The sequence below is a fragment of the Streptomyces sp. NPDC040405 genome, from assembly GCF_055595765.1.
Window position 1 is genome coordinate 46678 of sequence record NZ_JBVIVI010000017.1, and the last position, 26931, is coordinate 73608.

At 73.6% G+C, this 26931-nt stretch carries 21 protein-coding genes; 15 read left to right on the plus strand and 6 right to left on the minus strand.

The annotated features are described in order from the left end of the window. Positions 1–71: 71 nt before the first annotated feature. From ACZ59A_RS40315 to ACZ59A_RS40350, 8 genes are all read left to right on the plus strand, one after another. Positions 72–1709 (plus strand): MFS transporter, encoded by a 1638-nt coding sequence (locus ACZ59A_RS40315; protein WP_470969599.1) that lies wholly within the window; start codon positions 72–74, stop codon positions 1707–1709. A gap of 101 nt (positions 1710–1810) precedes the next feature. Next, positions 1811–2224, plus strand: a complete 414-nt coding sequence (locus tag ACZ59A_RS40320) for a DUF3151 domain-containing protein (protein WP_468042741.1) — start codon at positions 1811–1813, stop codon at positions 2222–2224. 212 nt (positions 2225–2436) lie between these two features. Next, positions 2437–3321: a tryptophan 2,3-dioxygenase family protein gene (locus ACZ59A_RS40325; protein WP_470969606.1), complete on the plus strand. Its 885-nt coding sequence runs from the start codon at positions 2437–2439 to the stop codon at positions 3319–3321. Next, positions 3314–4546 carry a kynureninase gene (gene kynU, locus ACZ59A_RS40330; RefSeq protein WP_470969608.1) on the plus strand — a complete coding sequence of 411 codons (1233 nt, stop codon included), beginning with the start codon at positions 3314–3316 and terminating at the stop codon, positions 4544–4546. Before ACZ59A_RS40325 ends, kynU begins: the two co-directional genes overlap by 8 nt. A 3-nt stretch (positions 4547–4549) precedes the next feature. Then, positions 4550–5425, plus strand: coding sequence for an alpha/beta hydrolase (locus ACZ59A_RS40335; RefSeq protein WP_470969612.1), 876 nt, complete (start codon positions 4550–4552; stop codon positions 5423–5425). A 74-nt stretch (positions 5426–5499) separates the two neighbouring features. Further along, the gene (locus ACZ59A_RS40340; RefSeq protein WP_470969615.1) at positions 5500–6855 is read left to right on the plus strand and encodes a sensor histidine kinase; all 1356 of its coding nucleotides are present in this window, start codon (positions 5500–5502) and stop codon (positions 6853–6855) included. Further along, on the plus strand, positions 6852–7532 hold the full coding sequence (locus ACZ59A_RS40345; protein ID WP_470969619.1) for a response regulator: 681 nt from the start codon (positions 6852–6854) through the stop codon (positions 7530–7532). The genes ACZ59A_RS40340 and ACZ59A_RS40345 overlap by 4 nt, the downstream gene beginning before the upstream one ends. 95 nt (positions 7533–7627) lie before the next feature. After that, positions 7628–8845: a cytochrome P450 gene (locus tag ACZ59A_RS40350; protein ID WP_470969621.1), complete on the plus strand. Its 1218-nt coding sequence runs from the start codon at positions 7628–7630 to the stop codon at positions 8843–8845. A 93-nt stretch (positions 8846–8938) separates the two neighbouring features. On the opposite strand, the gene ACZ59A_RS40355 is transcribed toward ACZ59A_RS40350, so the two are convergent. Both ACZ59A_RS40355 and ACZ59A_RS40360 read right to left on the minus strand, forming a co-directional pair. After that, positions 8939–10591 carry an ABC transporter permease gene (locus ACZ59A_RS40355; RefSeq protein WP_470969623.1) on the minus strand — a complete coding sequence of 551 codons (1653 nt, stop codon included), beginning with the start codon at positions 10589–10591 and terminating at the stop codon, positions 8939–8941. Continuing rightward, on the minus strand, positions 10588–11526 hold the full coding sequence (locus tag ACZ59A_RS40360) for an ABC transporter ATP-binding protein (RefSeq protein ID WP_470969626.1): 939 nt from the start codon (positions 11524–11526) through the stop codon (positions 10588–10590). The genes ACZ59A_RS40355 and ACZ59A_RS40360 overlap by 4 nt, the downstream gene beginning before the upstream one ends. 101 nt (positions 11527–11627) lie before the next feature. On the opposite strand from ACZ59A_RS40360, the gene ACZ59A_RS40365 reads away from it, so the two are divergent. Beyond that, a complete protein-coding gene (locus tag ACZ59A_RS40365; protein ID WP_470969841.1) occupies positions 11628–12218 on the plus strand; it encodes a GbsR/MarR family transcriptional regulator in 591 nt (196 codons plus the stop codon). 4 nt (positions 12219–12222) lie between these two features. Here ACZ59A_RS40365 and ACZ59A_RS40370 read toward each other — a convergent pair whose 3' ends face one another. Continuing rightward, on the minus strand, positions 12223–13260 hold the full coding sequence (locus ACZ59A_RS40370) for a hypothetical protein (RefSeq protein WP_470969843.1): 1038 nt from the start codon (positions 13258–13260) through the stop codon (positions 12223–12225). Positions 13261–13474: 214 nt separating this feature from the next. On the opposite strand from ACZ59A_RS40370, the gene ACZ59A_RS40375 reads away from it, so the two are divergent. After that, positions 13475–14758 carry an adenylosuccinate synthase gene (locus tag ACZ59A_RS40375; protein ID WP_468042723.1) on the plus strand — a complete coding sequence of 428 codons (1284 nt, stop codon included), beginning with the start codon at positions 13475–13477 and terminating at the stop codon, positions 14756–14758. Between the two features lie 78 nt (positions 14759–14836). Here the strand turns inward: ACZ59A_RS40375 and ACZ59A_RS40380 are convergent, their stop codons facing one another. Together ACZ59A_RS40380 and ACZ59A_RS40385 are read right to left on the minus strand one after the other, a co-directional pair. Then, a complete protein-coding gene (locus tag ACZ59A_RS40380) occupies positions 14837–16696 on the minus strand; it encodes a protein kinase domain-containing protein (protein WP_470969630.1) in 1860 nt (619 codons plus the stop codon). Positions 16697–16749: 53 nt separating this feature from the next. Then, on the minus strand, positions 16750–19086 hold the full coding sequence (locus tag ACZ59A_RS40385; protein ID WP_470969633.1) for a serine/threonine protein kinase: 2337 nt from the start codon (positions 19084–19086) through the stop codon (positions 16750–16752). 292 nt (positions 19087–19378) lie between these two features. Here ACZ59A_RS40385 and ACZ59A_RS40390 point away from each other — a divergent pair, with 292 nt between their 5' ends. The 3 genes from ACZ59A_RS40390 to ACZ59A_RS40400 all read left to right on the plus strand — a co-directional run bounded on the left by ACZ59A_RS40390 (position 19379) and on the right by ACZ59A_RS40400 (position 22382). After that, on the plus strand, positions 19379–20749 hold the full coding sequence (locus tag ACZ59A_RS40390; RefSeq protein WP_470969636.1) for an aminotransferase class III-fold pyridoxal phosphate-dependent enzyme: 1371 nt from the start codon (positions 19379–19381) through the stop codon (positions 20747–20749). 177 nt (positions 20750–20926) lie between these two features. Continuing rightward, positions 20927–21613: a GntR family transcriptional regulator gene (locus tag ACZ59A_RS40395; RefSeq protein ID WP_470969639.1), complete on the plus strand. Its 687-nt coding sequence runs from the start codon at positions 20927–20929 to the stop codon at positions 21611–21613. A gap of 118 nt (positions 21614–21731) precedes the next feature. After that, positions 21732–22382: a hypothetical protein gene (locus ACZ59A_RS40400; RefSeq protein ID WP_470969643.1), complete on the plus strand. Its 651-nt coding sequence runs from the start codon at positions 21732–21734 to the stop codon at positions 22380–22382. A 70-nt stretch (positions 22383–22452) separates the two neighbouring features. Here ACZ59A_RS40400 and ACZ59A_RS40405 read toward each other — a convergent pair whose 3' ends face one another. Beyond that, positions 22453–23202: an SLATT domain-containing protein gene (locus ACZ59A_RS40405; RefSeq protein WP_470969646.1), complete on the minus strand. Its 750-nt coding sequence runs from the start codon at positions 23200–23202 to the stop codon at positions 22453–22455. A 234-nt stretch (positions 23203–23436) separates the two neighbouring features. Here ACZ59A_RS40405 and purD point away from each other — a divergent pair, with 234 nt between their 5' ends. Next, positions 23437–24708 carry a phosphoribosylamine--glycine ligase gene (purD, locus tag ACZ59A_RS40410; protein ID WP_468042712.1) on the plus strand — a complete coding sequence of 424 codons (1272 nt, stop codon included), beginning with the start codon at positions 23437–23439 and terminating at the stop codon, positions 24706–24708. A gap of 257 nt (positions 24709–24965) precedes the next feature. After that, the gene (locus ACZ59A_RS40415; protein WP_470969648.1) at positions 24966–26822 is read left to right on the plus strand and encodes a hypothetical protein; all 1857 of its coding nucleotides are present in this window, start codon (positions 24966–24968) and stop codon (positions 26820–26822) included. The last annotated feature ends 109 nt before the right edge of the window (positions 26823–26931 follow it).

Sequence of the window (26931 nt, forward strand, 5' to 3'; positions counted from 1 at the left end):
ACGCGCGCTTCCGTACGCGCGCTTCCGTACGCGGGCTGGCCGCGCGGGGGCGACGCGGGGATGATCCAGGTATGGGCGACAACGAACCCGCCACCGTGGTGCGGCTCTCCACGGCCGCCGGGCGGTGGGTCGTGCTCACCACCGTGCTGGGCTCCGCGATGGCGCTCCTCGACAGCACCGTCGTCAACGTCGCCCTGCCCCGCATCGGCCTCGACCTCGGCGCCGATCTGGCCGTCCTGCAGTGGACCGTCAACGCCTACATGCTCACCCTCGCCGGGCTCATCCTCCTCGGCGGGGCGCTCGGCGACCGTTACGGGCGGCGGCGGGTGTTCATCGTCGGCGTCGTGTGGTTCGCGCTCGCGTCGCTGCTGTGCGGGATGGCGCCGAGCGCCGGGGTGCTCATCGCCGCCCGCGCGCTCCAGGGCATCGGCGGGGCGCTGCTCACCCCTGGCTCGCTGGCGCTGATCCAGTCGGTCATCCACCCCGACGACCGGGCCCGTGCGGTCGGGCTGTGGTCCGGGTTCGGCGGGGTGGGGGCGGCGATCGGGCCGTTCCTCGGGGGCTGGCTGGTGGATGGTCCGGGCTGGCGCTGGGTGTTCTTCCTCAATGTGCCGCTGGCGGCCGTATGCGTACCGGTCGCGCTGCGGCACGTACCGGAGTCGCGGAATCCGCGGGCGCAGGGGCGGTTCGACGTCCTGGGCGCGGTGCTCGGGGCGCTCGCGCTCGGCCTGGTGACGTACGCGCTGATCGCCGCGCCGCAGCGGGGCGCGGGGCTCTCCGTGGTGCTCCCGGCCGTGGCCGGGCTGCTGGCGGGGGTGGCCTTCGTCTACACGGAGCGGGTCCGCCCTGAGCCGATGCTGCCGCTCACCCTGTTCTCCTCGCGCCAGTTCACCGCCGTGAACGCGGTGACGCTGTGCGTCTACGCGGCCTTCGGCGGCTTCTTCTTCCTGGTCGTGCTGAACCTCCAAGTGGTCGTCGGCTACTCCGCGCTGGCGGCCGGGACCGCGCTGCTGCCGACGACCGTGCTGATGCTGCTGCTGTCGGCCCGTTCCGGCGAGCTGGGCAAGCGCATCGGCCCGCGGATCCCGCTGACCGTCGGCCCGCTGCTGTGCGCGGCGGGCATGCTGCTGATGACCCGGGCCGGGGTGGGGGCCGTCTACTGGCGGGACGTGCTGCCCGCGCTGGTGGTGATGGGGCTGGGCATGGTGGTGCTCGTCGCCCCGCTCACCGCGACCGTCCTGGCCTCGGTGGACGTCGGACGGGCGGGCCTGGCCAGCGGCATCAACAACGCCGCGGCGCGGGCGGCGGGCCTGGTCGCGGTGGCCGCGCTGCCGCTGCTGGCGGGCATGGGCTCGGAGGCGTACCGGTCGGCGGACCAGTTCTCGGCGTCCTTCCGGCGGGCGATGCCGATCTGCGCGGCGGTGCTGGTGGTGGGCGCGCTGATCGCCTGGCGCTCGGTACGGGCGGACGCGCTGGAGCGGGTCGGGGGCGCGGAGGCCGTGGCGGAGACCGAGGAGGGGGCGCGGGCGGTGGACGAGCGCCCCTGCCGTCCCGAGTGCGCGTACCACTGCGGGGTGGGCGCCCCGCCCCTGGACCCGGGCGAGCGGCCGCGACGCCGCGGCGGCCCCGGCGGTCCTGGCCGCCCTGGCAGTCCCGATCGCCCCGGCAGTCCCGACCGCCCCGGGAGTCCCGACAGCCCACCCGCCTGACCTGGGGCGGGCCGGGGCGGGCACCGGCGGGCTCCATGGGGCGTGGCCGGAGCCGGGTGTGGGGCGGCGCGCGGGGTGGGTGGTCCGGCAGACTGGAACCCATGGCCATTCACGAGAACCTGCTCGGGGGACCGCCCCCGACCCATCTGCCCGACGACCCCGAGCCGCGGGAACTGCTCGCGTCCGGCGCGGCTCCCACCGAGGTCGCCGCGAAGTACCCGGCCTCCTCGCTCGCCTGGGCCCAGCTCGCCGACGAGGCGTTCGAGAACGGCCGGGTGGTCGAGTCGTACGCGTACGCCCGCACCGGCTACCACCGCGGACTGGACGCACTGCGGCGCAGCGGCTGGAAGGGCCACGGCCCGGTGCCCTTCGAGCACGAGCCGAACCGCGGCTTCCTGCGTGCCCTGCACGCGCTCGCCCGCGCCGCGCAGTCCATCGGTGAGCAGGAGGAGTACGAGCGCTGCGCGACGTTCCTGCGCGACAGCTCCCCGACCGCGGCGGACACGCTTTCCTGACCTCTGGTGAGGCGTGGGCCTGCCGGGGCGATTCGCACCGGCAGGCCCTTTTCGCGTCGCCGTGAACGTGCCGCACGCACTTGCGAGCGGCGCGCGCGGCACGCATGATGCGGGCAGGGACCACACATGTGGCCTCTGAGGGGACCGGGGCTCCGAGACCGAAGGGATGGGGCGGACCGCTACCCGGTGGCGAGCAGTACTCAGGAGATGCGATGTCGCAGCAGCCTGCCCCGAAATCCGCCCCCGACGAAGCCGTCCGCGAGGGCTTCGTCCCGTCCGATGGCGAGCCGGACGCGCCCCATCTGGACTTCCAGGGCACGACCCCGTACGAGGACTACGTCCGGGCGTCCGTCCTCACCCGCCTTCAGCACCCGCTCTCCGACGACCCCGGCGAGATGGTCTTCCTGGTCACCACCCAGGTCATGGAGCTGTGGTTCACCGTCATCGTCCACGAGTGGCACACCGCCGCGCAGGCGCTGCGCGAGGACGACCTGCCCACCGCGCTGGAGGCGCTGCGGCGCTCCACGTACGAGCTGGAGTCCCTGAACGCGTCCTGGCAGCCGCTCGCGCACCTCACGCCCGGCCAGTTCAACGCGTACCGCTCCGCGCTCGGTGACGGCTCCGGCTTCCAGTCCGCGATGTACCGGCGGCTGGAGTTCCTGCTCGGCGAGAAGTCGGCGTCCATGCTGGTCCCGCACCGGGGCGCGCCGCGCGAGTACGCGGAGCTGGAGAAGGCGCTGACCGAGCCCAGCCTGTACGACGAGGTGCTGCGCTTCCTGTCCCGCCGCGGCCATGCCGTACCCGCCGCCGTACTGGACCGCGACCCCGCCCGCCGGTACGAACCGGACCCCGGGGTGGAGCGGGTGTGGCAGGAGATCTACTCCGGCCCGCGCGAGGGCGAGCTGACCCGGCTCGGCGAGGCGCTGACCGAGGTCGCCGAGCTGGTGTGGCGCTGGCGCAACGACCATCTGGTGGCCACCCGGCGAGCGATGGGAGCCAAGACCGGAACCGGCGGCTCCGCCGGGGTCGCCTGGCTGGAGAAGCGCGCCACGAAGAACGTCTTCCCCGAGCTGTGGACGGCGCGCAGCCATGTCTGACGCGACGCTCGTGACCGAGCTGACGGACGAGGCAGCGGCCCTCGACGCCGCCGACGCGCTCCGCGCCAAGCGCGACGCCTTCACCCTCGACGAGGTCGTGTACCTCGACGGCAATTCGCTGGGCGCGCTGCCCCGCGCCGTCCCCGCCCGGCTGGCCGATGTCGTGGCCCGCGAATGGGGACAGCTGCGCATCCGCTCCTGGGAGGAGAGCGGCTGGTGGACCGCCCCCGAGCGGATCGGCGACCGCGTGGGACGGATCGTCGGGGCCGCCCCGGGACAGGTGGTGGTCTCCGACTCGACCAGCGTGAACGTCTTCAAGGCGGTCGTCGCGGCGGTACGCATCGCGCAGGAGCGCGGCGCCCACCGCGACCAGATCGTGGTGGACGAGGCCACCTTCCCCACCGACGGCTACATCGCCGAATCCGCCGCCCGCATGACCGGCTGCACCGTGCGGGCCGTGGCGGCGGGCGACGTGCGGACCGCGGTAGGGCCGCGCACCGCCGTCGCGCTCGTCAACCACGTCGACTACCGGACCGGCCGCCTCCACGACCTGCCCGGCACGACGGCCGCCGTGCACGCGGCCGGGGCCCTCGTCGTGTGGGACCTGTGCCACAGCGCCGGGGCGCTGCCGGTGGGGCTCGACGCGCACGGGGTCGACCTGGCCGTCGGCTGCACGTACAAGTACCTCAACGGGGGGCCCGGTTCGCCCGCCTATCTGTACGTGGCGCGGGAGCACCAGCCGCGCTTCGACTCCCCGCTCCCCGGCTGGAACTCCCACGCCGACCCGTTCGGCATGGACCCCGCCTACGCCCCCGCCGACGGCGCGGCCCGCGGCCGCGTCGGCACCCCCGACATCCTCTCCATGCTCGCGCTGGAGGCCGCGCTGGAGGTGTGGGACGACGTACCCGTCGAGGCCGTACGGGCGAAGAGCCTGGCCCTGACGGACTTCTTCCTGCGGTGCGTCGAGCGGTACGTACCGGCCGGCCGCGTCCGGTCCGTCACCCCGGCCGCCCACGCGGAACGCGGCAGCCAGGTCGCGCTGCGCTGCGCGGACGCGGGCCCGGCGATGGCCGAACTGGTCCGGCGCGGAGTCGTCGGCGACTTCCGCCGCCCCGACGTGCTGCGCTTCGGCTTCACCCCGCTGTATACGGGCTTCGCCGAGGTGGAGCGGGCGGCGCGGGTGCTGGCCGACGTGCTGGACGAGGTACGGGACGAGGTGGGCTGACCGATGCGCCTCGACGCGGCCGCCGAGGAGGCGTCCCTGTTCGGCCACGCCCCGGTGGCGCCCGATGCGACGGCCGCGTACGGCGAACACCCGGACCAGGTGGTGGACTTCCACCTCCCCCGCTACCCGGCGGCCCCCGCCCCGCTGGTCGTCCTCTTCCACGGCGGCGCCTGGCGCGCCCCGTACGACCGCCACCACGTCTCCCCTTTCGCGGCCTACCTGGCGAGTCGCGGCCTGGCGGTGGCGTTGGCGGAATACCGCCGGGGCGGGGCGGACCGCGACCCCTCGTCGGGGGCGCGACCCCTGGCGGGGCGCTGGCCGGAGACGTTCGACGACATCGCCGCCGTGGTGGACCGGGTGCCGAAGCTGGTGCGGGAGTCGGGGCTCGGCGGGGTCGACACCAAGCGGGTCGTGCTCGCCGGGCACTCCGCGGGCGGGCACGCCGCGCTGTGGGCGGCGGCCCGGCACCGCCTGCCGCCGGGCACCCGGTGGCAGCTGCCCACGGCTCCTCCGGTGTGCGGCGTCGTCGCGCTCGCCCCGATCGCGGATCTCGCCGCCGCCCGCGCGCTGCGGGTGTGCTCGGACGCCGTCGATGAACTGCTCGGCGACCGGCTCGCGGCGCGGCTGCCGCTCGCCGATCCCGCCGCGCTGCTGCCCACCGGCGTGCCCACCGTCCTGGTGCAGGGCGGCACGGACGTCGACGTTCCGCCGCAGGTCGCGGACTCCTTCGCGGCGGCCGGGGCGGTCGCCGGGCAGCCGCCGCGGGTGGTGCGCATCGCCGCCGCCGGGCACTTTCCGCTGATCGACCCGGCCACCACCGCCGCGCGCACGGTCGCCGACGAGATCGCCCGGCTCGCCGCGCGGGCCTCACTCTCGTAGTACTTGAGAGGGACGCCGGACAATCACTATTGCTGGGGACGACGCGGGCCCGCCCGCTCCCTACCGTATGACGTGTGACCCAGACGATCCCGCGGACCGAACTCCGCATCGCCCGCAGTGCGTTGTCCGAACTGCGGCAGGACTTGATCAAGGATGCGTTCACCCTCCGCCCGCTGCCGCCGCTGATCCCCGGGCATCCGCTGATGCGCCGGGCCCCGGAGCGGGCGCGGCGATACGTGGGCTGGCTGCCGCATGCCGCGCTCTCGGCCTGCGCGTTCTATGTCATGGCGCAGTCGGTCTTCATGGTGGACGACGATATGAGCCTGGTCCTGGCCCTGCTCTGCGGGGTGCCGCTGCTGCTGACGCTGTTCCGGCCGGTCGGCGCCTGGTGGCTGTCGTTCGGGGCGAGCGCCGTAGCGGGTCTGAACTTGTTGGGTCTGGAGTGGGGGTCGGTGGGCTGGCCGTGGCCCGTTCCGCTGGCCATCTCCCATGTCCTGGTGATGGTGATGGTCGCGGCCCGGTCGCGCCCCCGGGCGGCCGTCGAGATATGGCTGCTCACGGCCCTTCTCGCAACTGCCGTCGAGTACTTCCAGGACATCCCCCTGTACATCTCCCCGGACACCGTCCCGGTGCTGTTGGTCTCCGGGCTGCTGCTCTGCGCCGTCGTCACCGGGCGCAGTCTGCGCGAGAGCAAGCAGGCCATCGCGGTGCAGGAGTCGGCCACCGTCGAGGAGCGTTCCCGCCGCACCACGCTGGAGGAGCGCGCGACCATCGCGCGGGAGCTGCACGACGTCGTCGCCCATCACATGTCCGTCATCGCCATTCAGGCGGAGGCGGCCCCGTACCGGGTGGAGAACCCACCCGAGGAGCTGACCAGGAGCTTCGCGACCATCCGGGAGAACGCGGTGATCGCCCTCACCGAGCTGCGCCGGGTCCTCGGGGTGGTGCGGGCCGATGACATCGACACGGACACCGACCCGGAGGCGCCCCAGCCCACGCTGGCCGCGCTCGACGGCCTCTTCGCGGGAGTACGGGCGGCGGGCCTGGCCGTCGACCACGTCGCGACCGGCGCGGTGCGCCCGCTGCCGCAGGGCGTGGAGCTGTCCGCGTACCGCATCGTGCAGGAGGCGCTGAGCAACGCGCTGCGCCACGCCCCGGGTTCCACCGCGCGCGTCGAGGTGGCGTATGTGCTCGGCGGTCTCGGGCTGCGCATCGTCAACGGGCCGCCCACCAAGGCGGTGCCGCCTTCGCCGGGCATGGGGCACGGGCTGCTCGGCATGCGGGAGCGGGTCACGATGCTGGACGGGGAGATACGGGCGGGGGCGAGGGAGGAGGACGGCGGCTACGAGGTCACCGTCTTCATCCCGGCCCCCGAGGCGGCGGTGCCGGAGGCGGCGGCTCCGGAGAAGGTGATGGAGCCGGACGCATGACGAACATCCGCGTGCTGATCGTCGACGACCAGATGATGGTCCGCGAGGGCTTCTCCGTGCTGCTGGGCGCCCAGCCGGACATCGAGGTCGTCGGCGAGGCGGTCGACGGCCGGGAGGCGATCGCCCAGGTCACGGCGTTGCGCCCGGATGTGGTCCTGATGGACATCCGGATGCCCGTGCTGAACGGGCTGGAGGCGACGCGGGAGATCGTGGCGGCCGACGCCGACGCCAAGGTCCTGGTGCTGACCACCTTCGACCTGGACGAGTACGTCTACCAGGCGCTCCGCGCCGGGGCGAGCGGCTTTCTGCTCAAGGACGCCTCGGCCAGTCAGCTCGGCGAGGCGGTGCGGGTGGTGGCGGCGGGGGAGGCCCTGCTGGCGCCCACCGTCACCAAGCGGCTCATCGCGACGTTCTCGCAGCCCGGCGAGTCCACCCTGCTGGGCGCGCCGCGGCCGGGCCCGCAGGAGCGGCTGGACGAGCTGACCGAGCGGGAGAACGAGGTGCTGGTGCTGGTCGCGAAGGGCCGGTCCAACGCGGAGATCGCGGAGCATCTGGTGGTGGCCGAGTCGACGGTGAAGACGCATGTGAGCCGGATCCTGGTGAAGCTCGGTCTGCGCGACCGCACCCAGGCCGCGGTCTTCGCGTACGAGGCGCGGCTCGTGAGCCCGGGAGGCTGACCGCGGGGCCCGGCCGCCTCCCGACCGCCTTCCGGCCAGGGACAACGGACCGAAGCCCTCTGGAGGACGGGCCGGTCCGGCGATACGGTCCGGTCATGACCAGCGCAGCCCCTGCTTTCGACCCATGGCAGCCGTCGTTCGTCGCCGACCCCTACCCGGCCTATGCCAGCCTGCGCGAGCACGGCAGGGCGCACTGGTTCGCGCCCTCCCGCCAGTGGCTGATCCCGCACTTCGAGGATGTGCGCGCCCTGCTGACCGACCGGCGGCTGGGCCGTACGTATCTGCACCGCTTCACCCACGAGGAGTTCGGCCGCACCGCCCCGCCGCCCGAGCACGAGCCGTTCCACACCCTCAACGGCAACGGCATGCTGGATCTGGAGGCCCCGGATCACACCCGGCTGCGGCGGCTCGTCTCCAAGGCGTTCACCCCGCGCACCGTCCAGGGCATGGTGCCGACGATCCGGCGGCTGGCGGCCGGGCTCGCGGACTCGTTCGTCGCCTCCGGCGGCGGCGATCTCATCGCGGCGGTCGCCGAGCCGCTGCCGGTCGAGGTCATCGCCGAGATGCTGGGCATTCCGCCCGCCGACCGTCCGGCGCTGCGCCCCTGGTCGGCGGACATCTGCGGGATGTTCGAGCTGAACCCGGGCGAGGAGACGGCGCGCCGCGCGGTGCGGGCGTCGCTGGAGTTCTCGGAGTATCTGCGCGGCCTGATCGCCGCCCGCCGCAAGCACCCGGGCGAGGATCTGATCAGCGCCCTGATCGCCGCGTACGACGAGGGGGACCGGCTGTCCGAGCAGGAGATGGTGTCCACCTGTGTGCTGCTGCTGAACGCGGGCCACGAGGCCACCGTCAACACCACCGGCAACGGCTGGTGGACGCTCTTCCGCCACCCCGACCAGCTGGCCCGGCTGCGGGAGTCCCCGGACACGCTGCTGTCCACCGCTGTGGACGAACTGCTGCGCTACGACACCCCGCTCCAGCTGTTCGAGCGCTGGGTCCTGGAGGACATCCGGGTCGGCGACACCCTCATCCCGCGCGGCAGCGAGGTCGCCCTGCTCTTCGGCTCGGCCAACCGCGACCCGGCCCGCTTCGAGCGGCCCGGCACGCTCGACCTCGCCCGCGCCGACAACCCCCACCTCAGCTTCGGCGCCGGTATCCACTACTGCCTGGGCGCGCCGCTGGCCCGTATCGAACTCGCCGCGTCCTTCGGCGCGCTGCTGCGCGCCGCGCCGGAACTGCGGCTGACGCGGGAGCCGGAGTGGCAGCCCGGGTATGTGATCCGCGGACTGACGGAGCTGCTGGTCGAGGTCTGACCCGGTGGCGGCCGCGCAGACTACTCGGCGCCGGACCCGCCACAGGGGGTGGGCGGGTCCGGCGCCGAGGTGCGGGGAGGCCGACGGGGGTGGTCAGCCTCCGATGTCGCGGCGGCGCAGGGCCACCAGCCCTCCGGCGGTCAGGACGGCCGAGAGCAGCACCATCCACGCGAACGGCGCCGCGGTGACGTGCTCCCCGGGCAGCTTGGGCAGATGGCTGAACGGCGAGGTGTTCATCACCGACTGCGACACCTTCAGCGCCGGGCCCATCCAGCCGAGGGCGACCACCCAGCCGACCAGGCCCCAGGCGGCGGCCGAGTACTTCGGCAGCACCCCGATGAGCAGCACCGTCAGGCTGGTGATCAGCCACACCGCGGGGGTCTGGGCGAGCGCGGCGCCCAGGACGCGCGGCACCGAGCCGCTCACATCGCCCGCCGCCAGCCCGTAGCCGAGGCCCAGCGCGAGACCGCCGACGGCGAGCACGGCGACCGGGCCGAGGTAGGCGATGACCAGGTGGCTGGCGGCCCAGCGCAGCCGGCTGACCGCGTTGGACAGCAGCGGTTCGGCCCGCTGGTCGGTCTCCTCGCTGCGCAGTCGCAGCACGGAACTGGCGGTGTAGACGGTGAGGATGGTGCCGAGCACGCCGACCATGGAGGCCAGGAAGGCGTCGTTGAGCCCCTGGGCCCCGCCCATGCGCTCGATGATCTCGCGGGTCTGGTCGCTGTCGCCGAGGAACTGGTCGGCGCCGTCCGAGATGGCGCCGAAGATGGCGCCCGCGAAGACGAACCCGGCGACCCAACCGGCCAGGGCGCCGCGCTGGAGGCGCCAGGCCAGGCCGAAGACGCCCTTCAGGAACGGCCCCGCGGCGGGCGGGCCGGGGCGGGTCGCGTAGAAGCTGGCGCCGACGTCGCGGCGGCCCGCCAGGGAGTACGCGACGGAGATGGACGCGGCGGCCAGCACCGCGATCAGCAGCAGGGGCCACCAGCGCTCGGCCGCGAACGGCCGGGCGTACTCGGCCCAGCCCAGCGGCGAGAGCCACGTCAGCACATGACCGGAGCCCTTGGAGCCGTCCTCGGCGGCGTCGCCCGCCATGCGCAGCACGAACGCCACGCCGACGGCGGCCGCGGAGAGCCCCCGGGCGAGCCGGGCGCTCTCGGTGAGCTGGGCGGCGACAGCGGCCAGACCGCCGAAGGCCATCCCGGACAGGCCGACGGCCAGCCCCAGGGCGACCGCCCCGCTGCCGCCCTGACCGGCGAGACCGCCCGCGACGAGCAGGGTGACGGCGCCGTTGGCGATGGCCACGGTGAGCAGGGCCGAGGTGAGGCCCGCGCGGCGGCCGACCACGCACGAGGACAGCGCCTCCTGGCGGCCGGTCTCCTCCTCCTCACGGGTGTGCCGGATGACGATGAGCAGGCTCATGATCGCGGCGAACACGCCGAGGAAGGCGCCCACCCGCCACACGGTGAGCGCGCCGAGCGAGTCGCCGAAGGCGGTGCCGAACAGCGCGCGGGTCGCCCCGTTGCTGTTCATGTCCTGGACGAGCTGGGCGCGCCTGGCGGGGGTGTCGTACGCGCTGTCGAGGCGGCTGACGGTGCTGGAGGCGGTCAGCCCGAGGCACAGCACCCACACCGGCATCATGATCCGGTCGCGGCGCAGCGCGAGCCGCAGCAGTGTGCCGGTGCCGGTCAGGTCGCGGGACGAGCCGCGGGCCCGGCCGGTGACCCGCGCGTCGGCTACGGCGGTCATCGGGCGATCGCCTCTTCGGTGTCGGTGCCGGACTCGGCGCCGGTGGGGGCGATGTCGTCCTGGTAGTGGCGCAGGAACAGCTCTTCCAGGGTGGGCGGGGTGGAGGTGAGGCTGCGCACGCCCGCCTCGGTGAGCCGCCGCAGCACGGCGTCCAGCTTGTCGGAGTCGACTTGGAGCTTGACGTGCCGGTCCTGGACGTCGAGGCCGTGGACCCCGGGCAGCCCGGACAGCCCGCTGGGCGGGGCGGCCAGCTCGGCGGTCACCGACGTACGGGTCAGATGGCGCAGCTCGGCGAGCGAGCCGGACTCGACCCGCCTGCCCTTGCGGATGATGCTGATCCGGCCGCACAGCGCCTCGACCTCGCTGAGGATGTGGCTGGAGAGCAGCACGGTGCGGCCGCGGTCGCGCTCCTCGGCCACGCACTCGCGGAAGATCTCCTCCATCAGCGGGTCGAGCCCCGAGGTCGGCTCGTCGAGGATCAGCAGCTCGACCTCGGAGGCGAAGGCGGCGACCAGCGCGACCTTCTGGCGGTTGCCCTTGGAGTAGGTGTGGCCCTTCTTGGTCGGGTCCAGCTCGAACCGCTCCAGCAACTGCTTGCGCCGGGTCTGGTCAAGACCGCCGCGGAGCCGCCCGTACAGGTCGATGACCTCGCCGCCGCTCAGGCTGCGCCACAGGGTGACGTCTCCGGGGACGTACGCGATGTGCTGATGGAGGTCGACCGCATCGTGCCAGGGGTCCTTGCCGAGGAGCTGGACCGCACCGGAGTCGGCGCGCAGCAGTCCGAGCAGGACCCGGATGCTGGTGGACTTCCCGGCGCCGTTGGGGCCGAGGAAGCCATGAACCTCACCTGCCTCGACTTCGAGGTCGAGGCCGTCCAACGCGTGGGTCCGGCCGAAGGACTTGTGCAGGCCGGACGCGGAGATTGCCGTCTTCATGGTGGCGAAGCTACGCTACTTTCACAAATTTGTGAAGTTAAGGAACCGTATAAACTTATGATGATGTGACGAAGAGAGGAGATGATGAGCCGGTGAGGGAGATGATCGAATCGGACCGCGCGCACGACACGGCGCCAGCACACGACACACACGACACGGCGCCAGAAGCAGTCCACGACGAAAAGGCACATGACGTACGCGACGACGAGGCGGTGTCCCGGTTCGTCGAGCGGTTCGCCGCCGACCTCGTCGAGGCCGGGATGCAGCGGATGGGCGCCCGCGTCCTCGCCGCGCTGCTCGCCTCCGACGACGGTGCGCTCACCTCCGCCGAACTCGCCGAGCAGCTTCAGATCAGCCCGGCCGCGGTCTCCGGCGCGATCCGCTATCTGGCCCAGGTCGACCTGGTCGCGCGGGAGCGCGAACCGGGCTCCCGGCGCGAGCGCTACCGGCTCTACAACGAGGTCTGGTACGAGACGATGACCCGCCGCGACCAGGTGCTCACCCGCTGGGAGTCCACCATGCGGGACGGCGTGGAGATCCTCGGCCCCGCCACCCCGGCCGGGCAGCGGGCCTCCGAGACCGCCGAGTTCTTCGAGTTCATGCAGGGCGAGCTGCACACGATGCTGGAGCGCTGGCGCGCCCACCAGGCGGCGCGCGGCACGGTGGCGCGCGGCACCGCCGGGGAGCGGTAACCGGTCACCGGCGGTGCGGCAGGGTCAGGCTCCACGCCCCGGCCAGCACCGTCCAGGTCCGGCTGCGCACCGGGCCGCGGACCAGCGCGTCCGAGTGGTAGCGGAAGTCCTGGCCGGAGACGGTCACGGCGCGGGCCCGGGCCCGTACCGGCCCGTCGGCGCCCTCGCCCGCGTGCGGATGCACCACCACGTCGGCCAGCCCGCCGCCCGGCGCGGCCGTCGACACCGAGACGCCCTCGACCTGCCGGTCCAGATCGGTCAGCAGCACTCCGTCCGCCTCGACCCGCAGCCGCTGCGGCGGCTGCGCCCGGCGCCCCCGGCCACTCCCGCCGAGCCCCGTGACCGGCAGCGACAGCAGGCTCAGCGCCGTGCGCGCGGTGCGTGCCGCCGGGGTCCACCAGGGGTGGTGGCCGCCGGTGGCACAGCCGCCCGCGCCCGGTGGCCCGGCCGCGCCGCCGGGTCCGGCCCCGGACCCCGGCCCGGCCGCGCCGGGGTCCACGGCGTACGGATCGCATCCGCAGTCGCAGCCGTCCACCACCGCGCCGCTCGCGGGGCCGGGCACGCCGCCGTCCGCGGCGCCCGGCCCCGTACGGGCGGGTCCGCCAGGGCCCGGTGGCGCCGTACCGGCCGCGCCGTCGCCGGGGATGCGCAGGCCGCCGAGGACCACCCCGCCGCTCTCGTCCACCAGCAGATCACGCGGGCGGGCGGCCCCGTCGAGCACCGTGCGCGCCGCCGCGACCGCGTCCGTCGGCACGCCGAGGGCGTGCGCGAGGGCGACCGTGGCCGCCCCGCCCACGGGGACGACCGACAGCGCCGCGTCCGCCAGCTCGCGCTGCCGGTGCAGCATCTCCACGACCCGCAGCAGGGCCCGGTCGTCGCCCACCACGACCGGTCTGCGGCCACCGCGCCGGGCCAGTGCGCGCTCGAATTCCTCGGGGCCGTCCGGCAGGCAGATTTTCGTTTGCGCGCCCGCACACAGCACATCCTTCGCGATCCGCACCGACTCCCCGTCCGTTCGCCGGGCGGTGGGGTCGATGACCATGAGCAGGCGGCGCCCCCGGACGGTGTCCGGCGGAGAGTGCCAGGGGTCTGGAGCCGACACCTCGGTCCTTCCTCAGGTAATCTCTCGGTGCAAGAGCCCCTGTCGCTGTTGCGCCAGGGGCTTCGTCTATCCGGGGCACCGGTTCGACGGCTCTTGTGGTGACGCACGCCACCACGCACGTTGGACATGCCCCGCCCGGAAGGGGTGTACGCCTGTGCCCGCACTTGTGCTGCTCGGTGCTCAGTGGGGTGACGAGGGCAAGGGAAAGGCCACCGACCTGCTCGGTGGCTCGGTCGACTATGTGGTCCGCTACCAGGGCGGCAACAACGCGGGCCATACGGTGGTGGTCGGCGACCAGAAGTACGCCCTGCACCTGCTCCCGTCCGGCATCCTCTCGCCCGGATGTACCCCCGTCATCGGTAACGGCGTCGTCGTCGACCCCGCGGTCCTGCTCTCCGAGCTGAGCGGGCTGAACGAGCGCGGCGTCGACACGTCCAAGCTGCTGATCAGCGGTAACGCGCACCTGATCACGCCGTATCACACGACCATCGACAAGGTGACGGAACGCTTCCTCGGGAAGCGGAAGATCGGCACCACCGGGCGCGGCATCGGCCCGTCGTACGCCGACAAGATCAACCGTGTCGGCATCCGGGTCCAGGACATCTTCGACGAGTCGATCCTGCGGCAGAAGGTCGAGGCCGCGCTCGACTTCAAGAACCAGGTGCTCGCCAAGCTCTACAACCGCCGCGCCATCGCCGTGGACCAGGTGGTCGAGGAGCTGCTCGGGTACGCGGACCAGCTCGGCGGCTTCGTCGCCGACACCACCCTGATCCTCAACAACGCCGTCGACCAAGGCCAGGTCGTGCTCTTCGAGGGCGGCCAGGGCACCCTGCTCGACGTCGACCACGGGACGTACCCCTTCGTCACCTCCTCCAACCCGACCGCGGGCGGCGCCTGCACCGGGACCGGCGTCGGCCCGACGAAGATCAACCGGGTGATCGGGATCCTGAAGGCGTACACCACGCGCGTCGGCGCGGGCCCGTTCCCGACCGAGCTGCTCGACGAGGACGGCGAGAAGCTGCGCACCATCGGCGGCGAGCGCGGTGTGACCACCGGCCGCGACCGGCGCTGCGGCTGGTTCGACGCGGTCATCGCGCGCTACGCGACCCGGGTCAACGGGCTCACCGACTTCTTCCTCACCAAGCTCGACGTGCTCACCGGCTGGGAGCGGATCCCGGTGTGCGTGGCGTACGAGATCGACGGGAAGCGGGTCGAGGAACTGCCGTACAGCCAGACCGACTTCCACCACGCCAAGCCGATCTACGAGACGCTGCCGGGCTGGTCGGAGGACATCACCCGGGCCAAGACCTTCGACGACCTGCCGAAGAACGCGCAGAAGTACGTGCAGGCGCTGGAGGACATGTCCGGCGCGCCGATCTCGGCGATCGGCGTCGGCCCGGGCCGGGACGAGACGATCCAGATCAACTCGTTCCTCTGAGCCACGGCCCGGCCGGGTTTGCCGCGGCCCGCACGACGGCGTCACCACGCCGCGTGCGGGCCGTCGTGCGTCACGCCGTCAGCTCACGGGCGGGCCGAAGACCCCGGCGGGTACGGGCGGTTGTTGCTGCTGCTGCCGCTGCGCCGCCCGCCGCCGCTCCTGCATCCCGGTCAGCTTGACCACCACGACGATGGCCAGGACCGCGGCCAGCAGCGAGATGCCGTCGTCCGCGATATGACCGGCGACCCCGACCCGCTCGTCCAGGGTCCTGCTGCCGTCGGTGACCACTTCCAGGATCCCGGCGGACGGGGCGGAGAAGCACATCAGCACGAACGCCGTCCACCACCAGTGCAGCGCCGCGCGGGGCACCCGTGCGGCGCCCGGGCGGGCGCTGGCGGTCCAGACGTCGTTCGCGATCTGCTTGGGGATCCACAGCTGGGCGACCGGGATGAACCACGCCCCGACGGCGTAGCCGCTGCCGAACCGCAGCCGGCCGGGCGACAGGACCGTGGCGTTGGTGTACGTACGCCGGAACCACACCAGCCACAGCACGACCAGCGCCACCACGCACATGCCCAGGGCGCCGTCCAGCGAGGAGATCGCCTCCGTCCTGCGGCTGACCGCGGCGGAGGACCCCTCGTCGTCGGCCAGGTCGCGGAGCGCGCCGAACTGCGACATCCGCAGGTACAGGTCGCTGATCGTCAGCAGCATCCACAGGCTGAACACGGCCACCAGGGCGTTCCCCAGCGCGCGCACCGAGCGCACCTTCCGCTCCCCGGTCGCGGGGCCGGACGGGGTCTGGTACCCGCCGCCCGCTTGCGGCCACGGGCTGCCCGGCTGCTGCTGCCCCATGGGCCCCGCGGGCCCGCCCACCGGGTACCCGTACGCCGCCGGGGCGCTCGGAGCGCCGTACGCCGACGGGGGGTGGGGCGTCGAGGGCCCGGACGCCGCGGCGGCCGCGCCCGCGCTCGGACTGGCGTACGCGCTCTGCGGCGGGGTGGGCGCCGGAGCCACCGCCTGCTGATGCGGGTTCTCGGCCTCCAGCAGCTGGAGCGCGTCCCGGCCGAGCCGGGCCAGCAGCCCGCCCGGCAGCCAGGGCTCGGCGGCATCGGGCGCGGCCGCCTCGGTGTAGGCGATCAGGTCCGGCACCGACGGCCGCTGCGCCGGGTCCTTGCTCAGACAGGCGGTCACCAGGCCGAGCAGCCCCTCGGGCAGCCCTTCCAGATCGGGTTCTTCCTGGGCTATTCGGTACATCAGGGCGTGTATGCCGCTGTCCACCCGGCCGAACGGCTGCCGCCCGGTGGCCGCGAACGCGAGCACCGAACCCAGGCAGAACACATCGCTCGCGACGGTCACGGTCTCGCCGCGCACCTGCTCCGGCGACATGAACCCCGGCGAGCCGACGACGGCACCCGTCACCGTCAGATTGCTGTTGCCGCCGCCCACCGCGTCCAGGGCGCGGGCGATGCCGAAGTCGATGACCCGCGGGCCGTCGATCGTGATCAGGATGTTGGACGGCTTGAGGTCGCGGTGGATCAGCCCCGCGCCGTGGATGTCGCGCAGCGCCAGCGACAGGCCGTGCGCCAGCACGTGCACCGACTGCTCGGGCAGCGCCCCGAAGCCCTCGGCCACCACCTCGTGCAGGGACGGTCCGCCGATGTACCCCGTGGCCACCCAGGGCACGGCGGCCTCGGTGTCGGCGTCGAGCACCGGCGCGGTCCACTGACCTCCGACCCGTGTCGCCGCCTCCACCTCTCGCTTGAAGCGGCCCCGGAAATCCGGCTGCCGGGCGAGTTCGGCCTGTACCAGCTTCACGGCGACGGTACGGCCACGGGCCGAACGGGCGAGGTACACCTTGCCCATTCCGCCCTCGCCGAGCTTGCCGAGCAGTTGGTATTCGCCGATCCACCGCGGGTCCTGGGCCCCGAGGTTTTGCATCGCGGTGTGGCTCCTGTCCCTGTGCCGATGGTCCCCGTACGCCGATCGGCCGATCAGTTCAGACGGGTGAAGGTCTGGGTCATCGTCTCATCGCTGAAGCTGTCCGGGTCTTCATAGACGACGCGCAGCTTGTCCTTTCCAGACGCGGTGAAAGTGAGCGAGGTTCCCGTCTCGCACAGATCCTCCGGTGTGGCCTTCGTGACCTTGACGGGGCTCAGTACCAGGCCCTTCTCGACCGAGGCCAGCATCCGCTTGCCCTCGCAGTGGTACTTGTTGCTGTCGCCGATCTCCTCGGCAACCGCGGTGCCGATCGCCCCCTGGCTGATCGTCAGCTTCCGGGTGGCGCCGGTCTCCCCGAACGCGTCCTTGGCCAGCCAGGTGCCCTCGTAGGCGGCCGGTACGACCGTGTCCCCGGTCTTGGAGGGGCGCAGCGTCGCCTCCGCCGAGCCGTCCGTGGTGCTCCACGCGAGCGAGCCGTCGTCTCCCAGCCGCAGGGTCTGCTCCCCGACGGCGCCGCACGCCTCGTCGGGCACGCTGACCGACGCCTCGTCGTCCTCGATCACCAGCAGGCTGTCCGCCGACTTGAGGGTCGCCGAACTCCGGCAGAACTTGTCCGGCTCGGACATCATCGTGTCCGCCACCGCCGCGCCGACCGCGCCCTGCGAGAGGACGATCCGGCGGATCTTGCCGGTGGCGTCGCCGTCCTGCTCGATCTCGCCCTCCCAGGCCCCCAGATAGCTCTGCGGCACATCCCCGGTCGCGCCCAGCTTGGTGGACGACGGCCCCGGCGACCCCGAACCCCCGCCGGGCGCCTTCGACTTCCCGGACCCCGTGCTCGGCGGGGTGTGGGTCGCCTTGTCGTAGTCGGTGGCCTGCTCGCTCCTGCCGCCGTCGTCGCCGTTGGACTTGATGACGGCGAAGGCCGCGGCCCCGGCGACGAGCAGCGTGGCAAGGGCGGCCGAGGCGACGACGAGCGCCTTGCGCCGCCCCCGCTGAGGCTTCTGCGCCCCGGGCCCGCCCGGCCCCTGGGGCCCGCTGGGCGGAGTCGGCGGCCCGAACGACGTGACCGCGGGCGGCCCGAACGCCTGCGGCGCGGCGTGCGGTGGTGTGGCGCCGGGCGATCCGGCGGGGTCCTGCGATCCGGCGGTGGCCTGCGGCGCGGCCGCCGGGGCCGGTTCCTCGGCGGGGCGGTCCGCGGGGCGTGGCCCCTCGGCGGGGGCGCTCGGGGGCGGCGTCTCGGCATCCGGCGCGGTGGTCCGCGGCGCCTCCTCCCGCTGGGCCGCCGCTTTCGGCGGCTCGGCCGGGGGCGGCGGGGGCGTGGCCCCCGGGGGAGGGGTGCTCGGCGGCGGGGTGCTGGGCGGCGGCGGGGCCAGAGGGTACGACGTGGCCGACGGCGGGGCCGCGGGCGGTGGCGGGACGGCGCCCGCCGTGGGCGGAAGCGGCGGCGGGGCGGGCACCGAGGGCCGTATCGGGGACGCGGGCGTCTCCACGTCGAGCAGCTGCACCGCGTGGCGGCCGAGTTGGGCGACGAGGCCGCCCGGCAGCCAGGGTTCGGCGTCCGCGCCCGCCTCGTCCTCCGGGCCCGCCGTGCGCTCCAGCAGCTCGTCCAGGGCGGGGCGTTCCTCCGGGGTCTTCCGCAGGCAGTCGGTGACCAGGTCGCGCAGCCCGTCCGGCAGCCCGGTCAGGTCGGGCTCCTCCTGGGCGATGCGGTACATCACCGCGTGCACGCCGCTGTCGGCGGTGCCGAAGGGCTGGCGGCCGGTGGCGGCGAAGGCGAGCACCGAGCCGAGGCAGAAGACGTCGCTGGCGGGCGTGACGCGTTCGCCGCGCACCTGCTCGGGCGACATGAAGCCCGGGGAGCCGACGACGGCGCCGCTGCGGGTGAGGATGCCGTCGGTGACGGTCTCCAGGGCGCGGGCGATGCCGAAGTCGATGACGCGCGGGCCGTCGATGGTGACGAGGATGTTGGACGGCTTGAGGTCGCGGTGGACGAGACCGGCGCCGTGGATGGACCGCAGGGCCTGGGTGAGGCCGTTGCCCAGGATGCGCACGGTCCGCTCGGGCAGGGGACCGGACCCGGCGACGATGGCGTGCAGCGAGGGTCCGGCGATGTAGCCGGTGGCGACCCACGGGGTGGCGGCCTCGGTGTCGGCGTCCAGGACCGGGGCGGTCCATTCGCCGCCCACCCGCTGCGCGGCCCGCACTTCCTGGGTGAAGCGCCGCCGGAATTCCGTTTGCTGCGCGAGTTCGGTCTGTACGAGCTTCACCGCGACCGTACGGCCCCGCGCCGAGTACGCCAGGAACACCCGGCCCATGCCGCCCGCGCCCAGCCGCTTGAGCAGTCGGTACTCGCCGATCCAGCGTGGGTCTTCCGCCCCCAGGTCTTCCATGCTGACGAACGTCCCTTCCCTGATCCCCCTGATCAGCCCCCTGGAGAGAATAAAGGCGGCCGTGAGCGAAGTGGACGACGCGGGCGATCCGTTATCGGTTCCGTATACGCGGGTCCGGACGCGCGGGTCCGGACGCGCGGGTCGGGACGCGCCGCCCGGCCACCCACCCCGCGCCCCGACACAGTGCCGGGTCACGCCGCCGATGCCGTACACCTTGGCGGTGTGCGGCCGGTCCGGCGGCTCCGTACGCTGGGGGTCGCCCCAGACCCGCGAGCGATCCGAGGTAGCGAACGTGTCCGTGCAGCCCACGCACCCCAGCCCCGATGCCGCCGCCGGCGCCGCCGTCAAGGCTGCCGACCGCGCTCACGTATTCCACTCCTGGTCCGCGCAGGGGCTGATCGACCCGCTCGCGGTCGCGGGCGCCGAAGGCTCGTACTTCTGGGACTACGACGGCAACCGCTACCTCGACTTCAGCTGCCAGCTGGTGAACACCAACATCGGCCACCAGCACCCCAAGGTCGTCGCCGCCATCCAGGAGCAGGCGGCGAAGATGTGCACGATCGCGCCGGGCTTCGCGGTGGACGTACGGTCCGAGGCGGCGCGGCTGATCGCCGAGCGCACCCCTGGCGACCTGAACAAGATCTTCTTCACCAACGGCGGCGCCGAGGCGGTCGAGAACGCGGTCCGCATGGCCCGGCTGCACACCGGCCGCACCAAGGTGCTCTCCGCCTACCGCTCGTACCACGGCGCCACCGCCGCCGCGATCAACCTGACCGGTGACCCGCGCCGCTGGCCCTCCGACACGGCCTCGGCCGGTGTGGTCCACTTCTGGGCGCCGTTCCTCTACCGCTCGCCGTTCCACGCCGAGAACGAGGCGCAGGAGTGCGAGCGCGCGCTGCGCCACCTCGAAGACACCATCGCCTACGAGGGCCCGGCCGGGATCGCCGCGATCATCCTGGAGACCATCCCCGGCACCGCCGGGATCATGGTGCCGCCGCCCGGCTATCTGGCCGGGGTCCGGGAGATCTGCGACCGGTACGGGATCGTGTTCATCCTGGACGAGGTCATGGCGGGCTTCGGCCGCACCGGCCACTGGTTCGCGGCCGACCACTTCGGTGTCACCCCGGACCTTCTGACCTTCGCCAAGGGCGTCAACTCCGGCTATGTGCCGCTCGGCGGCGTGGCCATCTCCGCCGAGATCGCCGCCACCTTCGACCAGCGGCCCTACCCCGGCGGCCTCACCTACTCCGGCCATCCGCTCGCCTGCGCCTCCGCCGTGGCCACGCTCAACGCGATGGCGGAGGAGGGCATCGTAGAGAACGCGGCCGCGATCGGGGAGAACGTGATCGGCCCGGCCCTGAAGGAGATCGCCGAGCGCCATCCTTCGGTCGGCGAGGTGCGCGGTCTGGGCGTCTTCTGGGCGCTCGATCTGGTCAAGAACAAGGAGACGCGCGAACCGCTCGTCCCGTACAACGCGAGCGGTCCCGCCAATCAGCCCCTGGCCGACTTCGCGGCCGCCTGCAAGCGCGGCGGGCTGTGGCCGTTCGTGAACATGAACCGCACGCACGTCGTGCCGCCGTGCACGGTCACCGAGTCCGAGGCCAAGGAGGGTCTGGCCATTCTCGACGAGGCGCTGAGCGCGGCGGACGCGCACACCGTGTAGCGGTTCCCTCACCGTGGCGTCACGTCCTCTTCACGCCTCATAGCCACATATAGCCGTCCGGTGTAGACCACCACCTGACTCTGCGTACTTTGCGCAACGGCCCTCGCATATCGTGATGCGAGGGCCGTCCGCTTACGGATGACATGACACGACGGCCGCGGAAGGAGACGGTCCTCGATGCCCGTGCCCGGCACCAGCCCGGTCAAGCGGAACACCCTGCGGCAGCAGATCGCCGACGCGCTGTGTGACGAGGTGCTCGCGGGCAGACTGCCGGTGGGGCGGCAGTTCACCGTCAAGGAGATGGCCGACCACTACGGCGTCTCCGCCACCCCGGTCCGCGAGGCCCTGCTCGACCTGTGCTCGCAGGGGCTGCTGGACGTCGAGGAGCACCGTGGCTTCAAGGTCCACGAGTTCACCATCAAGGACTTCCGGCACATGGTCGACGCCCGCAACATGGTCGTCGAGGGGCTGTTCCGGCACGCCGTCGAGCAGACGCTGTCCGCCATGAACCCGCAGTCCCTGGCCTCGGTGCGGCGCCGGGCCGAGGCCGCCGAGCGGGCCGCCCGCGGCGGTGACCTCGACATCTTCATCGGCTACGACCTGCGCTTCTGGCGCGAGATCTGCGGGCTGGTCGGCAACCCCTACATCACCGACTTCCTCCAGCGGCTGCGCATGCAGACCTGGGTGTTCACCGTGCCGTATCTGCGCCGGGTCGCCGATCTGCGCGGCGAGCTGTGGGCGGGCCACTGCGAGCTGACCGCAGCCGTCACCCGCCGTGATCCCACGGCCTCCGAGCGGCTCATATCGGCGTACAACGCGCACTTCCGTGCGCTGATCGAGCGCTTGGTGACCGACGCTCCGTGAGGACGCCCGCGCGGGCGCCGCGTGCGGGGGACGGCTGCTGTCTGCGCTCTTCGCCCCGCGTACCCGGGGCACTACGCTGAAGCGACCAGCGACCATACGGATACGAGAGTGAGATCGCGTGGCCTGTGACCTCTGGCTGGTCCCCCTTGTCGACGTGCTGTGCCACAGCCCCGACAACCCCTTCGCCGACGAGATCGCAACCTACGACAAGGCCCTCGGTGAGGCCGGTCTGCCGCCGGTTCCCGTCCTCGGCTACATGCCGGGCCTGTCCGGGGACGTCGCCCCGGTAGCCGGATTCGACTACGACGCACTCCACTTCCTGCGCCGCGCCTACCTCCTGCAGCTGTGCGGGCTCGAGGTCGCCCCGGTCGACGAACTTGGCGGGGACTACGAGCAGTTGCTCGAAATGTTCGAGTCGACGGCCAAGCAGTCGCACCTGGTGTGGCACTACGACCACGCGGGCGCCTACGTCCCCGTCGACTTCCCGGGCCCGCTGTCCAACGACGAACTCATGGAGGGCGGCGGCCCCCTGGGATCCAGTCATGGGCTGCTGCGCGAACTGGAGGCGGTCGCCCCGGCGCTCGGCATCGACCCGTCCAACCCCCCGGCCGCCCCCGCGCCCCCCGCCCGGCCGACCAGCCTGGAGGAACCGGCCGCGCCCGGGCCGTACGAGGACAGCCCGTTCGCCCGCGAACGCCATGTCTGGCTGGGCCTGCACGCGGCCGCGACGCGCAGCCTGGGCCAGGGATCGATGATCCTCTTCAGCTGAGCCCGAGCTGAGCCGAGCCGAGCCGATCTGAGCCGAGCCGCTCGGCTGCCCCGCGGCCGCGCCGCGCGGCTCAGCGGGGCGGCTCGGGAGGACGCTGCCGCGGCATATTGGGCCGGGTGCTGCCCGGCGGCAGCGGAAAGCGGTGCGCGGGGCTCCCGCTGTCCGGGCGGGAGCCCTGGGCCACCAGTGACTGGGTGAACGGCGAATGGGTGAACATCGGCGCCGACCCCGAGCCGAAGTCCACCATCCAGCCCGCGGTCTCCGTCCGCACCAGCTCCGACACGTCCTCGCAGAACCGCCGCAGCACCGCCAGACACCGCTCCACGGCCTCGGACGCGGTGCCCTCCGTCGGGCCCAGCACCTCCCGGACGCTCTCCGACGCCCAGTCGAACTGGAGCGACTCCAGCCGCCGCTGCACCGCCTGCGCCGTGGCCACATCCCGCATCCAGCCGGACGTCAGGCCGAAGTACCGGTCGCAGCCCACGCACGCGACGGCCAGCAGCAGCGCCAGCGCGCCCCAGCCGGCCCCGCCGCCCAGCACCCCGGTCAGCTCCAGCAGCGGCAGCACGGCCCCCGCCACCGCCCCCGCCGCGGCCCCCGCCCGCAGCGCCCGGGCGGCCCGCCGCTTCCACATCCGGTCGGCCAGGTACCAGGCGCCCACCCGCAGCGCGCCCTCCTCGACCCACTGGTACAGCTCGTCGAGGCGCTCGGCGGGCTCCCCCCAGTCGCCGTGCGGGAAAGGCCGGCCGAGCACGTCCTCCCGCGTCCTCGCCCCCTCCTGCCGAGGGAGTTCCTCGGGCTGCATCTCCGGCTGACTCACCCGTGCAACTCCCTCTGCGGCGGTGTATCTCCTGGCGCGCGGCTGATGCGCGACGACCATTCCTACCGCCGAACGGCTGGCCACGAGGCCACGATCCCGGGTATTCCGCCCATAAGTGGTGGACATCGGATATAGGGTCCCGTCCCCGCTCACCCGAAAGAGTGGCCGCCCGCCCCGTCCCGCGCCCTGACCCGGCCGGGCCGTCCGCACCGGGGAGGCCGTAGGGTGCCTACCGTGAAGGTCCTTGTCATCGGCGGCGGCGCCCGCGAACACGCCCTGTGCCGTTCCCTCTCCCTCGATCCCGACGTCACCGCACTGCACTGCGCGCCCGGCAACGCCGGTATCGCGGAGGTCGCCGAGCTGCACGCCGTCGACGCCCTCGACGGCGCCGCCGTCGCCGACCTGGCCGCCGCGCTGGAAGCCGAGCTGGTGGTCGTCGGCCCGGAGGCGCCGCTCGTCGCGGGCGTCGCCGACGCCGTGCGCGCCCGGGGGATCCCGGCCTTCGGGCCGTCCGCCGAGGCGGCGCGGCTGGAGGGGTCGAAGGCGTTCGCGAAGGACGTCATGGCCACGGCGAACGTGCCCACCGCCCGCGCGTACGTGTGCACCACCCCCGCCGAGGTCGACGAGGCCCTCGACGCCTTCGGCCCGCCGTACGTGGTCAAGGACGACGGCCTCGCCGCGGGCAAGGGCGTCGTCGTGACCGGCGACCTGGCGGCCGCCCGCGAGCACGCGCTGGCCTGCGGCCGCGTGGTGATCGAAGAGTTCCTCGACGGGCCCGAGGTGTCGCTGTTCGCGGTGACCGACGGCGAGACCGTGGTGCCGCTCCAGCCCGCGCAGGACTTCAAGCGGGCGTACGACGGCGACGAGGGCCCGAACACCGGCGGCATGGGCGCCTACTCCCCGCTGCCCTGGGCCGACCCCGCCCTGGTGGACGAGATCGTGGCCACGGTCTGCCAGCCCACCGTCGACGAGCTGCGCCGCCGCGGCACGCCCTTCTCCGGGCTGCTGTACGCGGGGCTCGCGATCACCTCGCGCGGCGTGCGGGTCATCGAGTTCAACGCGCGCTTCGGCGACCCGGAGACCCAGGTCGTGCTGGCCCGGCTGAAGACCCCGCTGTCCGGCCTGCTGAAGGCCGCCGCGACCGGTGCGCTGGCCGCCGAGCCGCCGCTGCGCTGGAGCGACGGCGCCGCGGTGACCGTCGTGATCGCCTCGCACAACTACCCCGGCACCCCGCGCACCGGCGACCCGATCACCGGGCTGGACGAGGTGGCCGCGGAGGACGGGCCCAAGGCGTACGTGCTGCACGCGGGCACCAAGCGGGACGGCGCGTCCGGCGAGGTGGTGAGCGCGGGGGGCAGGGTGCTGTCCGTCACCGCGTCCGGCTCCGACCTGACCAAAGCCCGGGAGCGGGCGTACCGGGCGGTGTCCCGGATCGGGCTCGACGGCTCCCACCACCGGACCGACATCGCGGCGAAGGCGGCCACGGACGGCGCGGGCGGCGCCTGACAGCGCCCCTGACCCGCCCGGGTCGCGGGGATTCCACCCGGACTCCACCAGGTTCCCGGTTCTGCCCAAGGCCATTCCATCGGGTGAGGGCTTCCGTATCCTGCTGACGCACGCCCTGCCTCCAACTACTGTGCCGCTCAGGCGAGGTGCGGCAACTGGCCCATCGGCATTGCGGAGCGGGCGGCCGGTGCCACAGTGGGGGGAAGACAACGCCGCCGTCGTCCGCTGTTCAACCACCGGCCGGACAGTAGGGGGTGATGAGAACCGTGGCAGGTCCGGAAGCAGGTGCACTGGCGGCACGCGCCCGTGCCCTCGCCGTACTGCGTATCCGGGGCGCCGCGCTCGCGGTCGCCCTCCTTCCGGCCGCCGTGGCGGTCGTGCTGCTCGCGGGCAGCGCCACCGGGCGCATCGGCGGCGGCTCGCACGACGAGGGCTGGACCGCGCTGCGCTGGGCGGTGATCGGCGGTGCCCTGCTGGTCCTGCTGCTGGCGGCGGGCGTGGCCGCCGTGGTCGTCCGGGCGAAACCGGCGCTGACGCCCACGGTGCCCATCGCCGAGGAGACGGCCCCCGATCTGTACCGGCTGGTCCGCGACCTGGCGGAGCGGCTGGAGGTGCCCGCGCCGTCCGCGATAGCGCTCACCCCGGACTGCGACAGCTGGCTGGAGGACCGTGCGCATCCGGCGCACGGCGGTGACGGTGGCGGTGGCGGCAAGGACCGGCATCCGCCCGAGGAGTCCCGCGCGGTGCACACCGTGGGACCGCCGGACACCGGCCACGCGGACCGTCTCCGGGGCGGCCGCTCCCGGGCGCCCCGGGAGGAGCGCCGCGCTCCCCGGGCCCCGGTCCTGGTGATCGGATCGCCGTTCCTGTGGTGGATGCGGGTCGCCGAGCTGCGCGCGCTGCTGGCGCCCGTGGTCGCGGGCACGGGCCCCTCCGTCCACCCGGACATAGCCGCCGCCCGCCGCTTCGTGCGCGGGCTGGACGCCGCCGTGGCGGTCGCGGCCTCCCGCGACGACGACCCCGCGAGCGGCGGTAGCGGCACCGGCGGCCCGCTCGGCCGGGCCGTCCGCCGCCCCGCCCTCGCCTTCGTCGGCTGGATCTCCCGGATGCTGCTGCGCGGCTGCCGGGACCACGCCGCCCAGATGGAGCGCGCGGTCGCCGCGGCCGCCTCCGAGCGGGCCCAGGCGGTCGACTACGGGCTGCGGATCGTCGCCCAGGAGCAGGTGGGCCTCGCCTACGCGGGCTGGGACCGGCTGCTGACCCGGGTCGCGCTGCCCGCCTGGCGGATGGGCCGCTGGCCCTCCCGGCTGGACGCGGGCGTGGTGTCGGCGCTGACCGAGCTGTCCCGCCGGGACCGGCTCGCCGAGGGGTTCGCCTCCCGGCTCAGCGAGCGGCCCGCCTGCGATCTGCTGGAGGAGCCCGGCCTGATCGACGAGGCCACGTCGCTGCTGGCCGCGCGGCTCTTCCACGGCGGCCCCCCGGAGCCGGGCCCGGACTGGTGCCCGGTCGACTGGGGGCAGTATCCGGAAGAGGTCGTGGACCGCAAATGGCGCCAGGAGGCGGCCCGCCTCCACCGGGTCCTCGACGAGCGCACGGCCCCGGGCGGTCCGCCGCCGACCCCCGCGAGCACCCCCGTTCCGCCGACCCTGGCCCGGGTCATGGACCGGCTCACCGCCACCGGCCCCGAGGGCACCGGCGCCGACGGCCTCGGGGAGGACCTGGCGGCCCGGCTCACCGTGGAGCTGGCCCGCGAGGAGGCCGCCGCCCACCGGGCCACCGCACAGGCCCAGCAGGCCCGTACGGCGGAGGGCGCGGGCGGCGACCCCTGGATCGACGGTTTCGCGCCGCTGCTCCCGCTCCAGCCGCCCCGTACCGGCCGTGAGCTGCTGGCCGACCATGTGACGGCGATGGTCTGCTGCGCCGCCGTGGACACCGCGGGCGCGGCTCCCGGCCTGGACTGGCTGGACGGCCCGGTGCTCCTGGTGGCCGGTCGCCGCCGCTCCGATCTGTCCCATCCGGTGCTCACCCTGGTGGAGGACGGCGACGCGGCCCCGCTGCGCAGCTGGCTCGCCGAGGTCGGCGTTCGCCCCGAGAAGCCGGTGCGGCTCGTCTGATTCGTCCGGCCCACCGTCACATCGCGGCTTACGGATGGTTTCCGATTGAAGAATTAGCGACGATCGGTGACGGAGCGGGTGCGTAATGTGATGTGCTGGGACTGGTCGC